This is a genomic window from Terrabacter sp. 2YAF2, from assembly GCF_052114705.1.
Taxonomy (GTDB): Bacteria; Actinomycetota; Actinomycetes; order Actinomycetales; family Dermatophilaceae; genus Terrabacter.
Genome location: NZ_JBFRFG010000006.1, coordinates 90,834 through 109,055, shown reverse-complemented (window position 1 = coordinate 109,055; position 18,222 = coordinate 90,834). Strand labels below are relative to the sequence as shown.

Genomic DNA, 18,222 nt, shown 5'->3' with positions numbered 1-18,222 from the left:
CCGGTCAGCCGCGCCGACGCTTGACGAGGGTGACCGCCCCGGGGATGGGAGCTTCCGAGTCGACGAGGCGGTAGCCCGCCTTCTTGTACATCCGCAGGTTCTCGGCGCTGTGGGCGCCCGTGTGGAGCGTGAACGTGCGTATGCCGTCCGGCGCCGTCGACTCGGCGTGCTCGAGCAGACGGCGGCCGAGTCCGCGACCCTGGAGGTCCGGGACGACGCAGAGACGCCCGATGAACCAGTCGTCACCGGGGGCCGACGGCCGGGACGTCCGCACCGCGCCGACGAGGCGGCCGCCGCTGCGGGCCACCCACGTCTGCGTCGTGTCGAGGCTGGCGCGGACGTCGTCGAGGCTCTCGCGGAGCGCGGGGATGTCGAGCGTGTCGTTGACGACCGCCTCCTGCACCCAGCAGGCGCGCATGAGGACGGCGAGCTCGGGCACGTCCCCCGGCGTCGCGGCGCGGATGTCGACGTCCTGGTCCCCCACGGCTCCGTGGGAGGCGTGGAGCAGGTCGGGCCGGCGTGCGGCGGTGCGCGCGAGCCGCTGCTCGTGGCGCCAGGCCGCGATCGCGCCGTGGTTGCCGGACAGGAGCACCGGCGGGACCTCGCGGCCGTTCCACGAGCTGGGCTTGGTGTAGACGGGGTACTCGAGCAGACCGTCCTCGTGCGACTCCTCCACGAGGGACTCGGCGTTGCCGATGACGCCGGGGACGAGCCGGCCGACCGCCTCGACCATGGCGAGCACGGCCACCTCGCCGCCGTTGAGGACGTAGTCGCCGAGGCTGACGACCGAGACCTCGAGACCGAGGTCCTCACGCGCGTGGTCGTAGACGCGCTCGTCGATGCCCTCGTAGCGGCCGCAGGCGAAGGCCAGCCACGGCTCCTGCGCGAGCTCGCGCGCGAGCGCCTGCGTGAACGGCTGGCCGCCGGGGCCGGGGACGACGAGCCGCGGCTTCAGGCCCTCTGGGTTGTCCTGTGCCAGAACGTGGTCGAGCGCCTCGGACCACGGCTGCGGCTTCATGACCATGCCCGCTCCCCCGCCGTACGGGGTGTCGTCGACGGTGCGGTGGCGGTCGTGGGTGAAGCCGCGCAGGTCGTGGATGCGGACGTCGAGCAGCCCGTCCTCGCGCGCCTTGCCGATGAGCGAGAGGTCGAGGGGGGCGAGGTAGTCCGGGAAGATGGAGACGACGTCGACACGCATGGCCGGACGAGCGCGAGGTGTCGGCGGCTGCTCGGGCAAGGTCACTCGGCGCCCTCGCGGTAGAGGTCGAAGAGACCGGCCGGCGGGTCGACGACGACGTGGTCGTCGGCGACGACGGGCACGATGCGCTTGACGAACGGGACGTATGCCATGACCCCGTCAGTGAGCGTGACGACGAGGCGGTCCTGTGCCGGCCCGATCTCGAGCCCGCTCACGGTGCCGACCGTCTCGCCGTTCGTGTCGCGCACCTCGAGACCGACGAGGTCCTCCTCGTAGTAGGCCTCGTCCTCGGCCTGGGGGTCGGACTCGGGCAGCACGAGGCGCGTGCCACGCAGGCTCTCAGCGCCGGTACGGTCCGGGATCTCCTCGAAGGTGAGCAGCCAGATGCCGCGGTGCACCCGCGTCGACGCGATGGTCAGCGCCGTCGGGACGCCGGATCCCGGCTCGGCCTCGGTCGCGACGACGGTGCCGACGGCGAACCGCGTCTCCGGGTCGTCGGTGTGCAGCTGGACGGTCACCTCTCCCAGCAGACCGTGGGGTTTGCCGATGCGGGCGAGCACGACGTTCATGGGCCGAATCCTCTCAGTTCTGGCGACGGCAGGAGACCACTGGCCGCAAGCGGTGCGAGAACGCGAGAGGGGCGCCCCGGCAGATCCGGGGCGCCCCTCTCGGTGACTCGGGTGGAGTCGTCGGCGCTCAGCGTGCGCGGTCGGTGTCGACGATGTCGACGCGCACGTTGTTGTTGCCCGCGAGGGCGCCGACGACGGTGCGCAGCGCGCTCGCCGTGCGGCCGGAGCGGCCGATGACGCGGCCGAGGTCGTCGGGGTGGACCCGGACCTCGAGCAGCTCTCCGCGGCGCAGATCCTTGCGGCGCACGACGACGTCCTCGTCGTGGTCGACGATGCCCTTGACGAGGTGCTCGAGCGCCTCCTCGAGCATGCTCAGGCCTCGGCCTTCGCGGTGTCGTCGGCAGCGGCCTCGGCCGGAGCCTCGGTGGCCTTCTCGTCGGCCTTGGCCTCGTCAGCCTTGGCCTCTTCAGCCTTCGGCTCGGCCTTCTTCGCGGCCTTCTTGCGCGGCGTCGGGCCGTCGGTGCCGGCGTCGTTCTTGCCACCGGCAGCGGCGACTGCGGCCTCGTAGAGGTCCTTCTTCGGGGTCTTCGGCTCCTTGGTCTGGAGCTTGCCCTCGTCGACGATCTTGATGAGCGCCGCGACGGCCTCGGTCGGCTGCGCACCCTGGCCGAGCCAGTAGTGCGCGCGCTCGATGTCGATCTCGATGAGCGACGGCTGCTCGGTGGGGTGGTACTTGCCGATCTCCTCGATGGCACGGCCGTCACGCTTGGTGCGCGAGTCCATGACGACGACGCGGTAGTACGGTGCACGGATCTTGCCCATGCGCTTCAGACGGATCTTGACTGCCATGGTGGCGGTCTCCTCAACCAGTAGTGAGCGCGGCGAGACCGACTGGGTTCAGCCGGGGTGCCGACGCTCGGTGTGTAGGCGTCCGGTCCAGCCGAGAGGGGGCCGGACGGGTACAGCCCTCCATTCTGCCAGACCGGAGAGGGTGCTCCGGACACGGGCCCGGCGACGACGTGCGTATGCCGCCCGCGCCCTCACGCGTGGGCGGCACGCACCGCCAGGGCGTGGCGGACGACGTCCCGCCGGGAGACGTCGGCGCCGCCCTCGATGACAGGCACCCGCGAGGGCTCGAAGCCCGCGCGGGCGAGGCCCGTCCGCAGCTCCGGCCCGTGCAGCCGGCACTCGAGGACCCCGCCGACGGGCGACAGCCGGAGCAGCTCGAAGACAGTGGCCGGGTCCGGGACGACGGTCGACGAGAAGAGCGGCACCCCGAGCTCCGCGGCGACGGCGGCAGCGAGGCTGGTCCCGCCGTAGCCGGGGACGCCGGGCCCGTCCACGACACAGGCGACCCGGCGGTGGCCCTGGGCGCGGTAGGGCACGGACGGCCAGTCGGTGGAGAGCATCGTGAAGCGCTCGTGGTCGCGCCAGTCGCGGCGTCCGTCGACGCCGGGCAGGTGCAGGAAGTGGCGGGAGTAGCCCTCGTGCACGAAACCGATCGAGCGGGCGAGCCCTGCGGATCGGTGGTTGGCCGGCTGGATGTTGGCTTCGACGCGGTGCAGCCCCATCCCCCGGGGCGGGTCGGCGAAGAGCAGGTCGAGCACGAGGCGCAGCCCCTCGGCGAAGAGGCCACGGCCGGCATACGGGTCGTAGGAGTCGTAGCCGACGGTGGCGTTGCGGAACGACCCGCCGACCACGTTGGCGACGTTGACGCGCCCGACGAGCCCGTGCGAGCCCTCGGCGTCGAGCGCGTGCACCATGAAGGTGCGGTAGGTCGGCGACTGGTTGGCGATGACGACCGGCAGGTTGTGCGGGTCGGGCATGGCGAAGTCGGCGAGGCGCCGCGCCGAGAGGGTGACGGCGGCGGTGTAGGCCGGGATGTCGGCCGGGGTGGGTGGCCGCACCTCGACGCGGTCGCCCGTCGCGGTGAACGGTGGCTCGTCGGCGTCCGGCTCGCGGGCGTGCTCAGACGACAACGCGACCTCGCAGGACGACACCCAGCGGGTCGGCGACGACGGTGACGTCGGCGCGGGGGTCGGCGGCGTAGACGACGAGGTCGGCGTCCTCGCCCTCGACGATGCCGGGACGCCCGAGCCACTCGCGCGCGCCCCACGTCGCTGCGGCGACCACCTCGGTGTTGGTCAGCCCTGCCTTGGTCAGCTCGACCATCTCCTGGGCGACGAGGCCGTGCGGCAGGCTCCCGCCGGCGTCGGTGCCGACGTAGATCGGCACGCCGGCCTCGTGCGCCGCGGCGACGGTGGCGTAGCGCCGCTCGTGCAGGTCGAGCATGTGGCGGTGGTAGTCCGGGAACTTCTCCTTGGCCGGCTCGGCGAGCTCGGGGAACTGGGCGATGTTGACGAGGGTCGGGACGATGGCGATGCCCTGCTCGGCGAAGGTGTCGATGGAGTCCTCGCACAGTCCCGTCGCGTGCTCGATGCAGTCGATGCCCGCCGCGGCGAGGTCGCGCAGGGACTGCTCACCGAAGCAGTGCGCCGTGACGCGCACCCCCTCCTCGTGCGCGGCGGCGATCGCGTCGGCCACGGCCTGGCGCGACCAGCTCGGGGCCAGGTCGCCGACGTCACGGTCGATCCAGTCGCCCACGAGCTTGACCCAGCCGTCGCCACGGCGCGCCTCGAGGCGGACGTGGCGGGCGAGCTCGTCCTCCTCGACCTCGTGGGCGTAGTTGCGGATGTAGCGGCGGGTGCGGGCAATGTGCCGACCGGCGCGGATGATCTTCGGCAGGTCCTCGCGCTCGTCGACCCAGTGCGTGTCGCCGGGCTGCCCTGCGTCGCGGATGAGGAGCGTGCCGCGGTCGCGGTCGGTGATCGCCTGCTGCTCGGCCTCCTCGGGCGGGACGGCGCCGTGGGGGCCGAGCCCGACGTGGCAGTGGGCGTCCACGAGACCCGGGAGCACCCATCCCTCGAGGGTCTGCACGTCGGCACCGCCGGAGGGGGGCGTGAACGACAGCCGCCCGTCGACGACCCACAGCTCGTCGACGACGTCGTCGGGACCGACGAGCACCCGACCGCGGACGTGGAGCACCGGTGCACTCATGGCACCGACCCTAACCTCCGACCTGCGCGGGCCCAGCCAGCGACGCGTCGCCGTGTGCAGCGTGTGGGGTCAGGACCCCACCCGCTGCACACGGGCGCGGGACGGACCCCTGCCGGAAGCGCTCGGTCAGCGACCGCCGCCGAGGAACTTCTCGAAGCCCTTGGGCAGGCTCGACGGGTCGAAACCGGCCATCGGGTCGGCGTCGTCGGCCGCACGGTCGGGGCCGCCCGCATCGCCCGCGCCCGGAGCCCCGAACGCGCTCGCGGCGGAGGCGGCACGCCCCGAGGCGGCCTTCTCCGCGGCGGCCCGCTCCTCGGCGGCGCGCTTGGCGGGGTTGCCGCTCTTGCTCTTCTTGCGCTGCGGGGCCTGCTTGCCGCGCTTGCCGGCACCGGGGATGCCGGGCATGCCCGGGAGGCCGCCACCGCCGCCGCGGGCCATCGACTTCATCATCTTCTGGGCCTGGCCGAAGCGCTCGAGCAGCTGGTTGACCTCGGTGACGGTGACGCCCGAGCCCTTGGCGATGCGGGCGCGGCGCGAGCCGTTGATCTGCTTGGGGTGGGTGCGCTCGAACGGGGTCATCGAGCGGACCATCGCCTCGACGCGGTCGAACTCGCGGTCGTCGAAGGCGTCGAGCTGGTCGCGCATCCCCTGCATGCCCGGCATCATCTTGAGCATCGACTTGAGCGAGCCCATCTTCTTGATGGCGTTCATCTGCTGGAGGAAGTCCTCGAAGGTGAAGTCCTCCTCGGCGAGGAACTTACGCGCCATCTCGTCGGCCTGGCGCTTGTCGAACGCCTTCTCGGCCTGCTCGATGAGGGTCAGCACGTCACCCATGTCGAGGATGCGGCTGGCCATGCGGTCGGGGTGGAACACCTCGATGTCGGTGACCTTCTCACCCGTCGAGGCGAACATGATCGGCTCGCCGGTGAGCTCGGCGACCGACAGGGCGGCACCACCACGGGCGTCGCCGTCGAGCTTGGACAGGACGACACCGGTGAAGGCGACGCCCTCGTGGAACGCCTGGGCGGTCTCGACGGCAGCCTGGCCGATCATGGCGTCGAGGACGAAGAGGACCTCGTCGGGCGCGATGGCCGTGCGGATGTCGGAGGCCTGCTGCATGAGGTTGGCGTCGACGGCGAGGCGGCCTGCGGTGTCGACGATGACGACGTCGTACTGCTTGGCGCGAGCCTGCTCGATACCCATCCGGGAGACGTGGACGGGGTCACCGAACGAGCGGGTGCCCTCGCCGGAGTCGAGCACGGCGTCGTGGCCGCCCATGTTGCCCCGCTCGGGCGCGAAGACGGGGATGCCGGCTCGCTCGCCGACGACCTCGAGCTGGGTCACGGCGTTCGGGCGCTGGAGGTCGGCCGCGACGAGGAGCGGCGTGTGCCCCTGGCTCTTGAGCCACTTGCCGAGCTTGCCGGCGAAGGTCGTCTTGCCCGAGCCCTGGAGGCCGGCCAGCATGATGACCGTCGGCGGCTGCTTGGCGAAGCGGATGGTGCGCGTCTGCCCGCCGAGGATGGCGACGAGCTCCTCCTGCACGATCTTGACGACCTGCTGGGCCGGGTTGAGCGCCTGGCTGACCTCGGCGCCGAGGGCCCGCTCGCGCACCGAGCTGGTGAACCGCTTGACGACGGGCAGGGCGACGTCGGCGTCGAGCAGGGCGAGGCGGATGTCGCGGATCGTCGCGTTGACGTCGGACTCCGTGAGCCGGCCCTTGCCGCGGAGGTTCTTGAACGTCGCGGTCAGGCGGTCAGACAGGGATGCAAACACCGGGCAAGGTTATCCGCTCCGGCGCGTGGGTCCGACCCGACGTCCGAGGAGGTATGCCGTGAGCCGCGGTGGCGCGCGGAGGTTACGTTGGTCGGATGGCTGACCTCATCGACAAGATCGCGTGGATCCACCTGGACGAGCGGCGCCTGCTCGTGGCCCGCAACGCCGGCCGCGAGCGGTTCTACCTGCCCGGCGGCAAGCGCGAGCCGGGCGAGAGCGACGTGGAGACGCTGGTCCGCGAACTCGACGAGGAGCTGGCGGTCACGGTTGATGCTGCGACGGCCAGGCACGTCGGCACGTTCGAGGCGCTCGCCGACGCGCGTACGGACGGCCTCCTCGTGCGCCTCACCTGCTACACCGCCCTCCACACGGGCGTATCTGCGCGGTCCGGGGGCCGCGCAGATACCTCGAACCGCCTGGGAGTGGTGAGGAGGAGGAGGAGGAGGAGGCGGCTGCTCAGTCGGCGTCGCAGGTGTCGATGATCATCGCGACCGCCTGCGCGGCCCGGGCGGGCGCCAGCTGCCCACCACCGAACTCGGTCACGTAGAACGTGTCGAGGGTCTGGCCGGCATACGTGGCGATGTGGGCGGAGCGCACCGACAACGACGCCCGGGCGAGCGTGATGCCGATGTCCTGCAGCAGTCCCGGGCGGTCGGTGGCGCGCACCTCGATGACCGTCGCGGTGTCGGACGCGCTGCTGATGACCATGGCCCGCGTCGAGTCGACCGACCCCGAGCCGGGGCTTCGGACCCCCGAGGACTTGCGTCGCTGCAGCTTGCCCAGCGGCGCGCGGTCGCCCTTCGCGACCCGCATGAGGTCGCGGCCGATCACCCCGGGAAGCGGGGTCTCGCCGGAGGGCGAGTCGACCCACCACTCGTTGACGGCGACGCCGTCGATGGTGCGGACGATGGCCGAGCGCACGACGAAGCCGTGCGCGGCGAGCAGGCCGGCCGTGTCGGCGAAGAGGCCGGCGCGGTCGCGGTCGATGATGTCGATGCGGTGGGCGCCACCGAGGGATGACACGGTGACGTAGGGCTCTCCGGACGCGATGCGGTCGAGGGCGTCGCCCCCGAGCGCCAGGGTCTCGATCGGTTCCACGACGAGAGGCCCCTCTCCTGGGGTTTGGGCGATGAGTGCCGAACGGCAGGCCTGGTAGAGGCGCTGGACGAGGCCGGCCCGCCAGTCGCTCCAGGCCTTGGGCCCGGCGGCGGACGCGTCGGCCTCGGTGAGGGCGCGCAGGAGGTCGAGGGTCGTGGCCGAACCGTCGACGGCGTCCGAGAGCGCGATGATCGTCGCCGGGTCCTCGGGGTCGCGACGGGTGGCCAGCTCGACGAGGGTGAGATGCTCCCGGACCAGGCGCACGACGGTCCCGCGGTCGGCGTCGGTGACACCCATCCGCCGGAGCACCGAGTCGGCGAGCCCGGCCCCGGTCACGGAGTGGTCCTGCGAGCCGGGCACCTTGCCGATGTCGTGGAGCACCGCCGCGAGCATGAGCAGGTCGGGCCGCGCGACGTCGCGGACCATGCCGCTCGCCGCCACGACGGTCTCGATGAGGTGCCGGTCGACGGTGTGCCGGTGCACGGCGTTGCGCTGCGGGCGGCTGCGCACCGCCTGCCACTCCGGGATCCACCGCTCGACGACGCCGGCGAGGTCGAGCCCCTCCCACACGGTGACGAGCCCGGGCCCCGACGCGAGCAGGTCCGCAAAGAGGTTGCGGGCCACCTCGGGCCACGGCTCGGGCAGCGAGGGCGCGGTGGCGGCGAGGTTCTTCAGTGTCGTCGGCGACAGGGGTATCCCGCCACGCGCGGCCACGACAGCGGCCCGCAGCGGGGTGATCGGGTCGGACGACAGGTCGGCCGACGGTCCGAGAACCGCCTCCCCGTCGTGCCGGTAGAGGCCGTAGCCGAGCGGCGCCAGCTGCGGGCGGCGGGGAYCGACGCGCAGCGTGCGGGCGCGCTGGGACTGCATGGCGCGGCGCAGGGTGCCGTCGACGGCATACGCGATGGTGCGTGCCGACGTCGACAGGTCGGTGAGCAGGTCGTCGGCGTCGGTGTAGCCGAGCAGCGCCGCGCACGCGTCCTGGTCGTCGCGCGTCAACCGGTCCCGGCCGCGCCCGGTGACGACGTGGATGGCGTCGCGGACGTCGAGGATGCGTTCGTAGGCCTCGTCGACCTCACCGTGCGGGCGGTCGGTGAGCCACGCGGCCGTGAGGGCCCGCAGCACCGACATGTCCCGCAGGCCGCCGTGGGCCTCCTTGAGGTCGGGCTCGATGAGGTGCGCGAGGTCGCCCTGGCGGGCGTGTCGCTGGACCACGGACTCCTGCATCTCGCCGAGACGGGTGCGGGCGTTGGCCCGCCAGTCGTGCGCCACCGTGGAGCGGGCCGCGTTGACGACGTCGGCGTCACCGGCCACGTGGGTCAGGTCGAGCAGCCCGACCGCCGCGGACAGGTCGTCGGAGGCGACGGCGCGGCATTCGGCGACCGTGCGGACGCTGTGGTCGAGGCGCACCCCGGCGTCCCAGATGGGATACCAGAGCTTGTCGGCGAAGGCGCCGACCTCCTTGCCGGAGAGGCCGCGGGGGTGGTGCATCAGCACCAGGTCGTAGTCGCTGAGCGGTCCGCCGTCGCTGCGGGCCAGTGAGCCGACGGCAGCGAGCGCGACACCTTCGTGCCGGCGCCCGGAGCACGCCTCGCGCCACAGCTCCTGGAGCCATCCGAACCCGAACTCCGCGAGCGCCCGGCGGCGGGTCTGGCCCGCGCCGGGCGTCGCGAAGGTCCGGGTGCCGGCGAGGTCCAGACGTCGTGAGGTCACATCCGTCATGTCAGGTCTCGCCGTCCCCTTGGGTTTGGTGTTGCGGGTGTCTCTGGTGCTCGTCGTGCTGTGGAGCGGTCCGTCGGCGCTCAGAGGGCGTCGACGCCCCGCTCGCCGGTGCGGACGCGCACCACCTCCTCGACCGGGACGGACCAGATCTTGCCGTCACCGATGCGACCGGTCTGCGCGGCCTTGAGGATCACGTCGAGGACGTCCGGGGCGTCGATGTCGTCGACGAGGACCTCGAGCCGCACCTTCGGCACGAAGTCGACGGTGTACTCGGCGCCGCGGTAGACCTCGCTGTGGCCGCGCTGGCGTCCGTAGCCGCTGGCCTCGCTGATGGTCATGCCGGCCACCCCGAAGGCCTCCAGGGCCTCCTTGACCTCGTCGAGCTGGTGCGGCTTGATGATGGCGGTGATGAGCTTCACGCGGATGCCCCTTCCTTGGAGGACGGCTCGTCGGCGACGGGCTGTCGGGTTCGTTCGGCCACGATGCCCGAGGTGGGCAGGCTACGGCTGCCACCCGTGAACGAGCCGAGGTCGTACGCGGTCTCCGCGTGCTCCAGCAGGTCGATACCGCTGACCTCCTCCTCTTCGGAGATGGTGAAGCCCATGGTCTTGTGCAGGACCCAGCCGATGGCGAAGGTCACCACGAAGGAGTAGATCAGCACCGCTACGGCCCCCAGGGTCTGGGCCCAGAGCTGTCCGAAGCCTCCGCCGAAGAAGAGACCGTCGTTCATCGTGAGGCCGGCCGTGCCGGTCGGGCTGTTGGTCGCGTCGGCGAGGAAGCCGATGAGCAGGGTGCCGATGAGGCCGCCGACGAGGTGCACGCCGACCACGTCGAGGCTGTCGTCGAAGCCGAAGCGGAACTTGAGGCCGACGGCGAGGGCACAGCCCACACCGGCCGCGAGACCGACGACGAGGGCACCCCACGGCGAGACGGTGGCGCACGCCGGGGTGATGGCGACGAGGCCGGCGACGACACCGGAGGCCGCGCCGAGCGAGGTGGCGTGGCCGTCGCGGATCTTCTCCGTGATGAGCCAGCCGAGCATGGCCGTGCAGGTGGCACCGAGGGTGTTGACCCAGACGCCCGAGGCCAGCGTGCCTGCGCTGAGGGCCGAGCCTGCGTTGAAGCCGAACCAGCCGAACCACAGGATGCCGGCACCGATCATGACCAGGGTCAGGTTGTGCGGACGCATCGGCTCCTTGGGCCACCCGACCCGCTTGCGGAGCAGGATCGCCAGGGCGAGGCCCGCGACACCGGCGTTGATGTGGATGGCCGTGCCGCCCGCGAAGTCGTAGGCGCCGAGGCCACCGAGGAAGAGTCCGTCGGCCTTGTTGGCGATCCAGCCACCCGTCTCGGCCGCGAAGCCGTTGAAGGCGAAGACCCAGTGGGCTGCCGGGAAGTAGACGAGCGTCGCCCAGATCACCGTGAAGACGGTCCACGTGACGAACTTGGCCCGGTCGGCGATCGCACCCGAGACGAGAGCCACGGCGATGATCGCGAAGACGACCTGGAAGGCGACGAAGGCACCGCCGGGGATGCCGCCTGCCGCCGGCGTGCCCGCGGCAGCCGGTACGTAGCCGTAGATGGCACCGAGCACGCCCTTGAGCCCGAAGTGTTCGAAGGGATTGCCGATGAGGCCGCCGCCGACGTCGTTGCCGAACGTCTCGCTGTAGCCCCAGAGGATCCACGCCGTGCCGACCGTTCCCATGGTGATGAACGACATCATCATCATGTTGAGGACGCTCTTGGTGCGAACCATGCCGCCGTAGAAGAGGGCGAGACCGGGGGTCATGAACAGCACCAGGGCGGCTGCTGCGAGGACCCACGCGGTGTTCCCGCTGTCGGTGAACGGCTTGTCTGCCGTCACGAAGGTAAGTGCGCTCATGGCGAGAACGATGGACGGGTCGGATGTCGTCCGAGCACGCCGTTTGTTACAGCCGTGTCAACAACGCCGGAGCGGTGTTAGCGGATGGTTTCACCCGCCGTGGCCGTCCGGATCGTGGACTCTCCCGCCCACCCCACGGACAGCCCCATGCTGCCCAACCATCCCGGGACGCACGTATGCCGCCCGGCCGGGCCGGGCGGCATACGCGAGGGGTCGGGGGCTGGCTACATGACGATGGCGTCGACGAAGGCCTCGGGGTCGAACGGCGCCAGGTCGTCCGGTCCCTCACCGAGGCCGACGAGCTTGACCGGGACGCCCAGCTGTCGCTGCACCGCGACGACGATGCCGCCCTTGGCGGTGCCGTCGAGCTTGGTCAGGACGATGCCCGTGACGTCGACGGCCTCGGAGAAGACCTTGGCCTGCTGGAGGCCGTTCTGGCCCGTCGTGGCGTCGAGGACGAGCAGGACCTCGTCGATCTCGCTCTGCTTCTCGATGACGCGCTTGACCTTGCCGAGCTCGTCCATGAGGCCGACCTTGTTGTGGAGGCGGCCGGCCGTGTCGATGATGACGACGTCGACCTCCTCCTCGATGCCGGCCTTGACGGCGTCGAAGGCAACGGCGGCCGGGTCGGCACCGTCCTTCTCGGACCGCACGGTGGCGACCCCGACACGGGCGCCCCACGTCTCGAGCTGATCCGCCGCCGCCGCGCGGAAGGTGTCGGCCGCCCCGAGGAGGACCTCGCGGTCCTCGGCCACGAGGACGCGGGCGAGCTTGCCGACGGTCGTCGTCTTGCCGGTGCCGTTGACACCCACGACGAGGATGACGGCGGGCCGCTCGCCGACACGGCTGCTCGCGATGCGACGGTCCATGTCGGGCTGGACGAGCGCGAGCAGGTCTTCGCGGAGCCAGCCGCGGACGGTGGCCTCGTCGGTGGTTCCGTCGACCTTGACGCGCGTGCGCAGCGAGTCGACGAGCTCCATGGTCGCCTCGACGCCGAGGTCGGAGGAGATGAGGGTGTCCTCGACCTCCTCCCACGCCTCCTCGTCGAGCTTGCCGCGCGAGAGCAGGGCGAGCAGGCCCTGCCCGATCGAGGAGTTGGACCGGGCCAGACGCGCCCGCAGTCGTTGCAGCCGGCCGCGGGCGGACTCGGGCCGCTCGAGCGTGGGCTCGGGAGCCGTCGGTGCGACCGGCTCCTCGACCTCGACCCGGGCGGGCGCACCGGGCGTCTCGGGCGGCGCGACGGTGTCCGTCGAGCCTGGGGAGCCCGCGGGTGGTCGGCGGTCGAGGTCCTCGGTGGGCAGGCCCGGGCGTGCCGGCGGCGCCTGGCGCTCGAGGGTGCGGCCGCGCCCGCGCAGGAGGCTGATGCCGTAGCCGACGGCCCCGAGGATGATGGCGACGCCGATGATGACGTAGATCAAGACTGTGTCCACGTCAGCCATCCAACCACGGTCGCAGGGGCCCTCCGTGCGCCCTCGAGGTCGTCCCCCGGGGCGGCGACAGCCTGTCCGAACGCCGATCAGCCACCGGCGTGTGCCGGTGGCTGAGTGTGGTGGGCAGGCGGTCTGACGCGGCCTAGTGGGTGCGGGCGCGCGGGCGACCGAGGGTGCCGGCGCGGCGGCGTGCCGAGCGTGCGACCCCTTCCCCCTTGGCGGTGAGCAGGTCGCGGCCGCCACGGTGCGCGGGCACCGCCACGACGCCGACGACCGCCACACCGAGCACGGTGACGACGAGCATCGAGAGGACCAAGAAAACCATGTGACAAGAGTGACGCATGTGACTCCTGTGGCGCAAATATCGCTGGGTGACGATTTGGCAAACTCCTGACCCGCCGAACCCCCGGTCACGGGACCCGGCGCCCGACCGCGGAAAACGCACGATCCGGGCGTATGCCGGGTGCCTCAGGCCGAGCGGTCGGCGACGTCGCGCAGGCGCTGGGACACGACCGTCGTGACGCCGTCGCCGCGCATGCTGACGCCGTAGAGGGCGTCGGCGATCTCCATCGTCTTCTTCTGGTGGGTGATGACGATGAGCTGGGAGCTGTCGCGCAGCTCCTCGAAGAGGGTGATGAGTCGGCCGAGGTTGGCATCGTCGAGCGCGGCCTCGACCTCGTCCATGATGTAGAACGGCGAGGGGCGAGCCTTGAAGATCGCGACGAGCAGCGCGACGGCGACGAGCGAACGCTCGCCACCGGAGAGCAGCGACAACCGCTTGATCTTCTTGCCCGGCGGCCGGGCCTCGACCTCGAGGCCCGTGGTCAGCATGTTCGACGGGTCGGTGAGGACGAGCCGTCCCTCACCGCCGGGGAAGAGCCGCTGGAAGACCCGCTCGAACTGGACCGCGGTGTCCTCGAAGGCCTCGGCGAACACGCGCTCGACGCGCTCGTCGACCTCCCTGACGATGTCCAGCAGGTCCCGCTTGGAGTTCTTGAGGTCCTCGAGCTGCTCCGTGAGGAACTTGTGACGCTCCTCGAGGGCGGTGAACTCCTCCAGGGCGAGGGGGTTGATGCGCCCCAGTGCGTTCAGCTTGCGCTCGGCCTGGCGCAACCGCTTCTCCTGGGCCTCACGCACGAACGGGACGGGATCGGGCTGTGGCGCATCGGGATCCGCGTCGGGGTCGGGCACCGTCGGGACGAGCTGGTGCGGGCCGTACTCCTCGACGAGGTCGGCGGGCGCGACGCCGAGCTCCTCGACCGCCTTGGTCTCGAGCTGCTCGATGCGCAGGCGCTGCTGGGTGCGGGCCACCTCGTCGCGGTGCACGGAGTCGGTCAGCTCACGCAGCTCGGCCTGCAGGACTGAGATGTCACGCCGCACGACGGCGAGCTCGGCGTCACGCTCGGTGCGTTCGGCCTCGCCTGCCGCACGGGCGTGCCCCGCCTGCTCGGCCGACTCGGCGAGCAGCGTGTGCGCCCACGTCGCCGCGGTGCGCACGGCGTCGGCGACCGCGGCCTCACGCTGCCGACGCGCTCGCTTCTCCGCGAGCCGCCGGCGGGTCTCCTCCTCGTGGCGAGCACTGCGCTCGAGCGCATCGGCGCGGTCCTTGAGGGCACGTGAGCGCTCCTCACGGGTGCGCAGCGCGAGACGCAGCTCGGTCTCGGCCGCGCGGGCCTCACGGGCCACGGCCTCGAGGCGGTCGCGCTCCTCCGTCGACGGCTCGTCGGCGAAGTCGCCCTCGCCGCTCGCGGCCTCGAGTCGTTCGAGGAGGGCTGCGTGCTCGGTCTGGTCGGCCTCGAGGGCCGTCATGGCGTCGGCGATGGCCTTCTCGGTGCGCTCGACCTCGGACCGCGCGGCCCGCAGGGTCTGCCCGAGCGAGCCGAGCTTCTCGGCGATCGCGGCCATCCGGGCGTCGCTCTCGTTGAGCCGCTCGAGCGCGGCCTCGACCGCGTCGGTGAGCTCGGCGCACGTCGCCTCGGCGCCCACGACGCGGAAGCGGGCCTCCTCACCCTCGCGGGTGGCCCGGGCCATGGCGTCCTGGGCGTCGTCGAGCGCGGCCTGCAGCTCGAGCAGGCTCGGAGCAGTCGTGCTGCCGCCTCGCACCGTGCCCGGGGCATAGACGTCGCCGCCGCGAGTCACGGCGGTGACGCCGGGATGGGTGCGGACGACCTCCCGGGCAGCCGAGCCGTCCGGCACGAGAGCCACGCGGTCCAGCACCTGCTCGACAGCGGGACGCACGGACTCCGGGCACTCGACGACGTCCCGGGCCCAGCGGGCCTCACCCGACAGGCTGGGCCACGACGCCCGGTCGACGTGCGTCGCAGACTCGGCCACGAGGAGGCTGGCCCGCCCGTTGTCGCCGTCGCGGAGGGCGTCGAGGGCCGCGGCAGCGGCATCGAGCGAGCCGACGGCGAGCGCTTCGGCGGCGGATCCGAGAGCGGCGGCGACGGCATTCTCCAGACCGGGCTCGACCGTGACGAGCGAGGCGACCGACCCGAGGATCTCGTGGCCCTCGTCGGCGGCGGCGAGCAGCGCTGCCGCGCCGTCCTTGCGGCTCAGACTGAGGCCGAGCGCCTCGACCCGGGCGGCGGCCGTGGTGCGCGCGCGCTCCGCGGTGGCCTCGGCCTCCTTCCACCGGGCGAGCTCGGCCTCGGCGGCCTCGAGGCGCGCGGCGGCCTCCTCGTAGGCGGTGTCGAGCCCCTCCTCGCCCTCTTCGTCCTGGGCGACGCTGGACTCGAGTCGGGAGAACTCGTGCTCCGCCTCGGCGGCGCGGGCCTGGGCGGCCTCGATGGTGCTCCGCAGGCGCCCGACCTCGGCCTCGCGGGCCTCGATGCGCGAGGCCTTGGCGCCGACCTGGCCGCCGAGCTTGGCAAGGCCCTCGCGGCGGTCGGCGGCGGCGCGGGCCTCGCGCTGCAGTCGAGCGGTCTCCTCGGCGTGGCCGCGCTCGGCGTCGGTGCGGTTCATGACCGCCTCTTCGAGGGCGGCCTTGGCCTCGGCGATCTCCTCGAGGAGGAACGCCTCCTGCTCGCGGACCTCGGCGGCCTGGACGCGCAGCTGCTCCGGGTCCCTGCTCTGACCGGGGGCCTCCGGCTCGTCGTCCTCGCTGAGCAGGCGCACCCGCTCGGCGGCGAGCGACCGCGTCGACGCCATCCGCTCGACGAGGCGGCCGAGCGAGACGTACTCGTCCTGCGCCCGGGTCAGGGCCGGGCGGGCGGCCTCGGCCGCCTCCTCGAGCGTCGACAGCCGGTGCGCGAGGTCGCCGATGGACTCCTCGACCTCCGACCGGCGCTCGATGAGGGCCGACTCGTCGGCGACCTCCTGCTCGAGCGTCGAGGTCAGCTGGACGAGGTCGTCGGCGAGGAGGCGCAGCCGGGCGTCGCGGGCGTCGGTCTGGATGACGGCGGCCTTGCGAGCCGTCTCGGCCTGGCGACCGAGCGGGCCGAGCTGGCGGCGGATCTCGCCGGTGAGGTCCTTCACGCGGGTGAGGTTGGCCTCCATGGTGTCGAGCTTGCGCAGCGCGCGCTCCTTGCGCTTGCGGTGCTTGAGGACGCCCGCGGCCTCCTCGATGAAACCGCGGCGCTCCTCGGGGGTCGCGCGCAGGACGGTGTCGAGCTGGCCCTGGCCGACGATGACGTGCATCTCGCGCCCGATGCCGCTGTCGGAGAGCAGCTCCTGCACGTCGAGCAGCCGGCACGGGGTGCCGTTGATGGCGTACTCGGACCCGCCGTTGCGGAACATCGTCCGGGCGATCGTCACCTCGGTGTAGTCGATCGGGAGCGCGCCGTCGGTGTTGTCGATCGTCAGGGCCACCTCGGCCCGGCCGAGCGGGGCGCGGCCCGACGTGCCGGCAAAGATGACGTCCTCCATCTTCCCGCCGCGCAGCGACTTGGCACCCTGCTCGCCCATGACCCAGGCGAGCGCGTCCACGACGTTGCTCTTGCCGGACCCGTTGGGGCCCACGATGCAGGTGATGCCGGGCTCGAGACGCATGTGGGTCGCCGAGGCGAAGGACTTGAAGCCCTTCAGGGTGAGGCTCTTGACGTACACGACCCGAGAAATCCTTTGTCCAGCCGGCCAGCGATCCCGGTCAGCGTACTAGCCAGCGGTCGCTGCCCCGGGGAGGCGAGCGCCTGGCGGGTGCGAACGGCATACCGTGGACGGGTGGACGCCGACGAGCACCGACACCAGCCTGCGGACGACGCGCACCGGGTCACCTCGATCGAGGGGCTGCTCGAGGTCTACCCCGGCACACCGGCGCCGAACAGCCTCGCCAAGGAGTCCCCGACGATCACCCCGAGCCACGCCCGGATCATCGCGGCGGCGCCGTTCGTCGTCGTCGCCACGGTCGGCGACGGCGGTCTCGACCAGTCACCACGCGGCGACCTGCCCGGATTCGTCGTCGTGCGCGACGAGCGCACCCTCGTCATCCCGGACCGGCGCGGCAACCACCGGCTCGACACGCTGCGCAACGTCATCGCCGACCCGCGGGTGGGCCTGCTGTTCCTCGTCCCGGGCCTCGGTGAGGAGCTGCGCGTGCGCGGCTCGGCGGTCATCTCCACGGACCCCGACGAGCTGGCACGACACGAGGTCAGGGGTGTCCGGCCGACTTCCGTGCTCGTCGTCACGGTCGAGCGCATCTACTTCCAGTGCGCCCGCGCGGTCAAGCGGAGTCGGCTGTGGGCCAACGAGTCCCGCGTCGACCCGAGCACGCTGCCCACCGCGGGGACGATGACGCGTGAGGCCGGGGGCTTCACGACCGACGCCGAGGTCGCGGCCTACGACGCGGCCCTCGACGAGCGGCAGGACGCGACCCTCTACTGAGGCGTCCCCGGTGGGGTTGGGGTTACGCGTTGCCGTTCGCGATGCGCTCGTGGTGGTGGATGACCTCGGCGATGATGAAGTTCAGGAACGCCTCGGCGAACACCGGGTCGAGGCCGGCGCTGTCGGCGAGCGACCGCAGCCGCGCGATCTGCCGCTCCTCGCGCTGCGGGTCGGCGGCGGGCAGGTGCTGCTCGGCCTTGAGCCGGCCGACCTGCTGGGTGCACTTGAAGCGCTCCGCCAGCAGGTGGACGAGCGCTGCATCGATGTTGTCGATGCTGCTGCGCAGCCGGGCGAGCTCTGCGGGAACCTCGGGCACGTCGCTCACGCCGCCAGCCTAGGCGGCTCAGCGCTCCGCGAATCCGGCGATCCCGTCCCTCGGAACGCCGGGCTGCGCGACGACGCCCTCGACGTGTCCGGGCCGTCTGGTCGTCGACGGGCTCTCGCGCAGCAGGGCCTCGAGGGCGTCGACGGCCTCCGGGCTTCCCTGGGCCACGATCTCCACGCGTCCGTCAGTGGTGTTGCGGGCGTGCCCGACGAGACCGAGCTCGAGCGCGCGTGCGCGCGTCCACCACCGGAAGCCGACGCCCTGCACGGTGCCACGCACGAACATCGTGACCCTGACCGGCGGGCGCGCCGCCTCGTTCGCTCCCTCGTCCACCCCGACACGGTATG

At 72.2% G+C, this 18,222-nt stretch carries 17 protein-coding genes; 2 read left to right on the top strand and 15 right to left on the bottom strand.

The features are described from left to right. Positions 1 to 4 precede the first annotated feature (4 nt). From trmD to ffh, 7 genes are all read right to left on the bottom strand, one after another. On the bottom strand, positions 5 to 1,198 hold the full coding sequence (gene trmD / locus AB4030_RS09280) for a tRNA (guanosine(37)-N1)-methyltransferase TrmD (RefSeq protein ID WP_442278925.1): 1,194 nt from the start codon (positions 1,196 to 1,198) through the stop codon (positions 5 to 7). A gap of 41 nt (positions 1,199 to 1,239) precedes the next feature. Further along, positions 1,240 to 1,767: a ribosome maturation factor RimM gene (gene rimM, locus AB4030_RS09275; RefSeq protein ID WP_442278924.1), complete on the bottom strand. Its 528-nt coding sequence runs from the start codon at positions 1,765 to 1,767 to the stop codon at positions 1,240 to 1,242. Positions 1,768 to 1,894: 127 nt separating this feature from the next. Continuing rightward, positions 1,895 to 2,137, bottom strand: a complete 243-nt coding sequence (locus AB4030_RS09270; RefSeq protein ID WP_442278923.1) for an RNA-binding protein — start codon at positions 2,135 to 2,137, stop codon at positions 1,895 to 1,897. Between the two features lie 2 nt (positions 2,138 to 2,139). Next, complete coding sequence (gene rpsP, locus AB4030_RS09265) at positions 2,140 to 2,616, bottom strand: 30S ribosomal protein S16 (RefSeq protein WP_442278922.1); 477 nt, start codon at positions 2,614 to 2,616, stop codon at positions 2,140 to 2,142. Between the two features lie 191 nt (positions 2,617 to 2,807). Beyond that, positions 2,808 to 3,746 carry a GNAT family N-acetyltransferase gene (locus AB4030_RS09260; protein ID WP_442278921.1) on the bottom strand — a complete coding sequence of 313 codons (939 nt, stop codon included), beginning with the start codon at positions 3,744 to 3,746 and terminating at the stop codon, positions 2,808 to 2,810. Continuing rightward, positions 3,736 to 4,824 (bottom strand): amidohydrolase family protein, encoded by a 1,089-nt coding sequence (locus AB4030_RS09255; protein WP_442278920.1) that lies wholly within the window; start codon positions 4,822 to 4,824, stop codon positions 3,736 to 3,738. The genes AB4030_RS09260 and AB4030_RS09255 overlap by 11 nt, the downstream gene beginning before the upstream one ends. A gap of 126 nt (positions 4,825 to 4,950) precedes the next feature. Continuing rightward, positions 4,951 to 6,597 (bottom strand): signal recognition particle protein, encoded by a 1,647-nt coding sequence (gene ffh / locus AB4030_RS09250; protein ID WP_442278919.1) that lies wholly within the window; start codon positions 6,595 to 6,597, stop codon positions 4,951 to 4,953. A gap of 95 nt (positions 6,598 to 6,692) precedes the next feature. Between ffh and AB4030_RS09245 the strand changes: the two genes are divergently transcribed. Then, the gene (locus AB4030_RS09245) at positions 6,693 to 7,079 is read left to right on the top strand and encodes an NUDIX hydrolase (RefSeq protein ID WP_442278918.1); all 387 of its coding nucleotides are present in this window, start codon (positions 6,693 to 6,695) and stop codon (positions 7,077 to 7,079) included. Here AB4030_RS09245 and AB4030_RS09240 read toward each other — a convergent pair. The 6 genes from AB4030_RS09240 to smc all read right to left on the bottom strand — a co-directional run bounded on the left by AB4030_RS09240 (position 7,054) and on the right by smc (position 16,776). Continuing rightward, positions 7,054 to 9,417 (bottom strand): [protein-PII] uridylyltransferase, encoded by a 2,364-nt coding sequence (locus AB4030_RS09240; protein WP_442278917.1) that lies wholly within the window; start codon positions 9,415 to 9,417, stop codon positions 7,054 to 7,056. The genes AB4030_RS09245 and AB4030_RS09240 overlap by 26 nt on opposite strands. Before the next feature lie 80 nt (positions 9,418 to 9,497). Continuing rightward, the gene (locus tag AB4030_RS09235; RefSeq protein WP_442278916.1) at positions 9,498 to 9,836 is read right to left on the bottom strand and encodes a P-II family nitrogen regulator; all 339 of its coding nucleotides are present in this window, start codon (positions 9,834 to 9,836) and stop codon (positions 9,498 to 9,500) included. Continuing rightward, positions 9,833 to 11,299 (bottom strand): ammonium transporter, encoded by a 1,467-nt coding sequence (locus AB4030_RS09230; RefSeq protein WP_442278915.1) that lies wholly within the window; start codon positions 11,297 to 11,299, stop codon positions 9,833 to 9,835. The genes AB4030_RS09235 and AB4030_RS09230 overlap by 4 nt, the downstream gene beginning before the upstream one ends. Positions 11,300 to 11,523: 224 nt before the next feature. Continuing rightward, positions 11,524 to 12,738 carry a signal recognition particle-docking protein FtsY gene (gene ftsY, locus AB4030_RS09225; protein WP_442278914.1) on the bottom strand — a complete coding sequence of 405 codons (1,215 nt, stop codon included), beginning with the start codon at positions 12,736 to 12,738 and terminating at the stop codon, positions 11,524 to 11,526. Positions 12,739 to 12,871: 133 nt separating this feature from the next. Beyond that, a complete protein-coding gene (locus AB4030_RS09220) occupies positions 12,872 to 13,054 on the bottom strand; it encodes a hypothetical protein (RefSeq protein WP_442278913.1) in 183 nt (60 codons plus the stop codon). A gap of 143 nt (positions 13,055 to 13,197) precedes the next feature. Further along, positions 13,198 to 16,776, bottom strand: coding sequence for a chromosome segregation protein SMC (gene smc, locus AB4030_RS09215; RefSeq protein WP_442278912.1), 3,579 nt, complete (start codon positions 16,774 to 16,776; stop codon positions 13,198 to 13,200). 114 nt (positions 16,777 to 16,890) lie between these two features. On the opposite strand from smc, the gene AB4030_RS09210 reads away from it, so the two are divergent. Continuing rightward, positions 16,891 to 17,550, top strand: a complete 660-nt coding sequence (locus AB4030_RS09210) for an MSMEG_1061 family FMN-dependent PPOX-type flavoprotein (protein ID WP_442278911.1) — start codon at positions 16,891 to 16,893, stop codon at positions 17,548 to 17,550. Positions 17,551 to 17,572: 22 nt separating this feature from the next. On the opposite strand, the gene AB4030_RS09205 is transcribed toward AB4030_RS09210, so the two are convergent. Further along, complete coding sequence (locus AB4030_RS09205) at positions 17,573 to 17,875, bottom strand: chorismate mutase (RefSeq protein WP_442278910.1); 303 nt, start codon at positions 17,873 to 17,875, stop codon at positions 17,573 to 17,575. An 18-nt stretch (positions 17,876 to 17,893) separates the two neighbouring features. Beyond that, complete coding sequence (locus AB4030_RS09200) at positions 17,894 to 18,208, bottom strand: acylphosphatase (RefSeq protein WP_442278909.1); 315 nt, start codon at positions 18,206 to 18,208, stop codon at positions 17,894 to 17,896. Positions 18,209 to 18,222: the final 14 nt, after the last annotated feature.

What these genes read in the sequence shown, in the direction of transcription:
- AB4030_RS09255 (WP_442278920.1), bottom strand. Translation starts at nt 4,824, where the DNA reads ATGAGTGCACCGGTGCTCCACGTCCGCGGTCGGGTGCTCGTCGGTCCC.
- AB4030_RS09245 (WP_442278918.1), top strand. Translation starts at nt 6,693, where the DNA reads ATGGCTGACCTCATCGACAAGATCGCGTGGATCCACCTGGACGAGCGG.
- rpsP (WP_442278922.1), bottom strand. Translation starts at nt 2,616, where the DNA reads ATGGCAGTCAAGATCCGTCTGAAGCGCATGGGCAAGATCCGTGCACCG.
- AB4030_RS09270 (WP_442278923.1), bottom strand. Translation starts at nt 2,137, where the DNA reads ATGCTCGAGGAGGCGCTCGAGCACCTCGTCAAGGGCATCGTCGACCAC.
- trmD (WP_442278925.1), bottom strand. Translation starts at nt 1,198, where the DNA reads ATGCGTGTCGACGTCGTCTCCATCTTCCCGGACTACCTCGCCCCCCTC.
- AB4030_RS09230 (WP_442278915.1), bottom strand. Translation starts at nt 11,299, where the DNA reads ATGAGCGCACTTACCTTCGTGACGGCAGACAAGCCGTTCACCGACAGC.
- rimM (WP_442278924.1), bottom strand. Translation starts at nt 1,767, where the DNA reads ATGAACGTCGTGCTCGCCCGCATCGGCAAACCCCACGGTCTGCTGGGA.
- ftsY (WP_442278914.1), bottom strand. Translation starts at nt 12,738, where the DNA reads ATGGCTGACGTGGACACAGTCTTGATCTACGTCATCATCGGCGTCGCC.
- AB4030_RS09220 (WP_442278913.1), bottom strand. Translation starts at nt 13,054, where the DNA reads ATGGTTTTCTTGGTCCTCTCGATGCTCGTCGTCACCGTGCTCGGTGTG.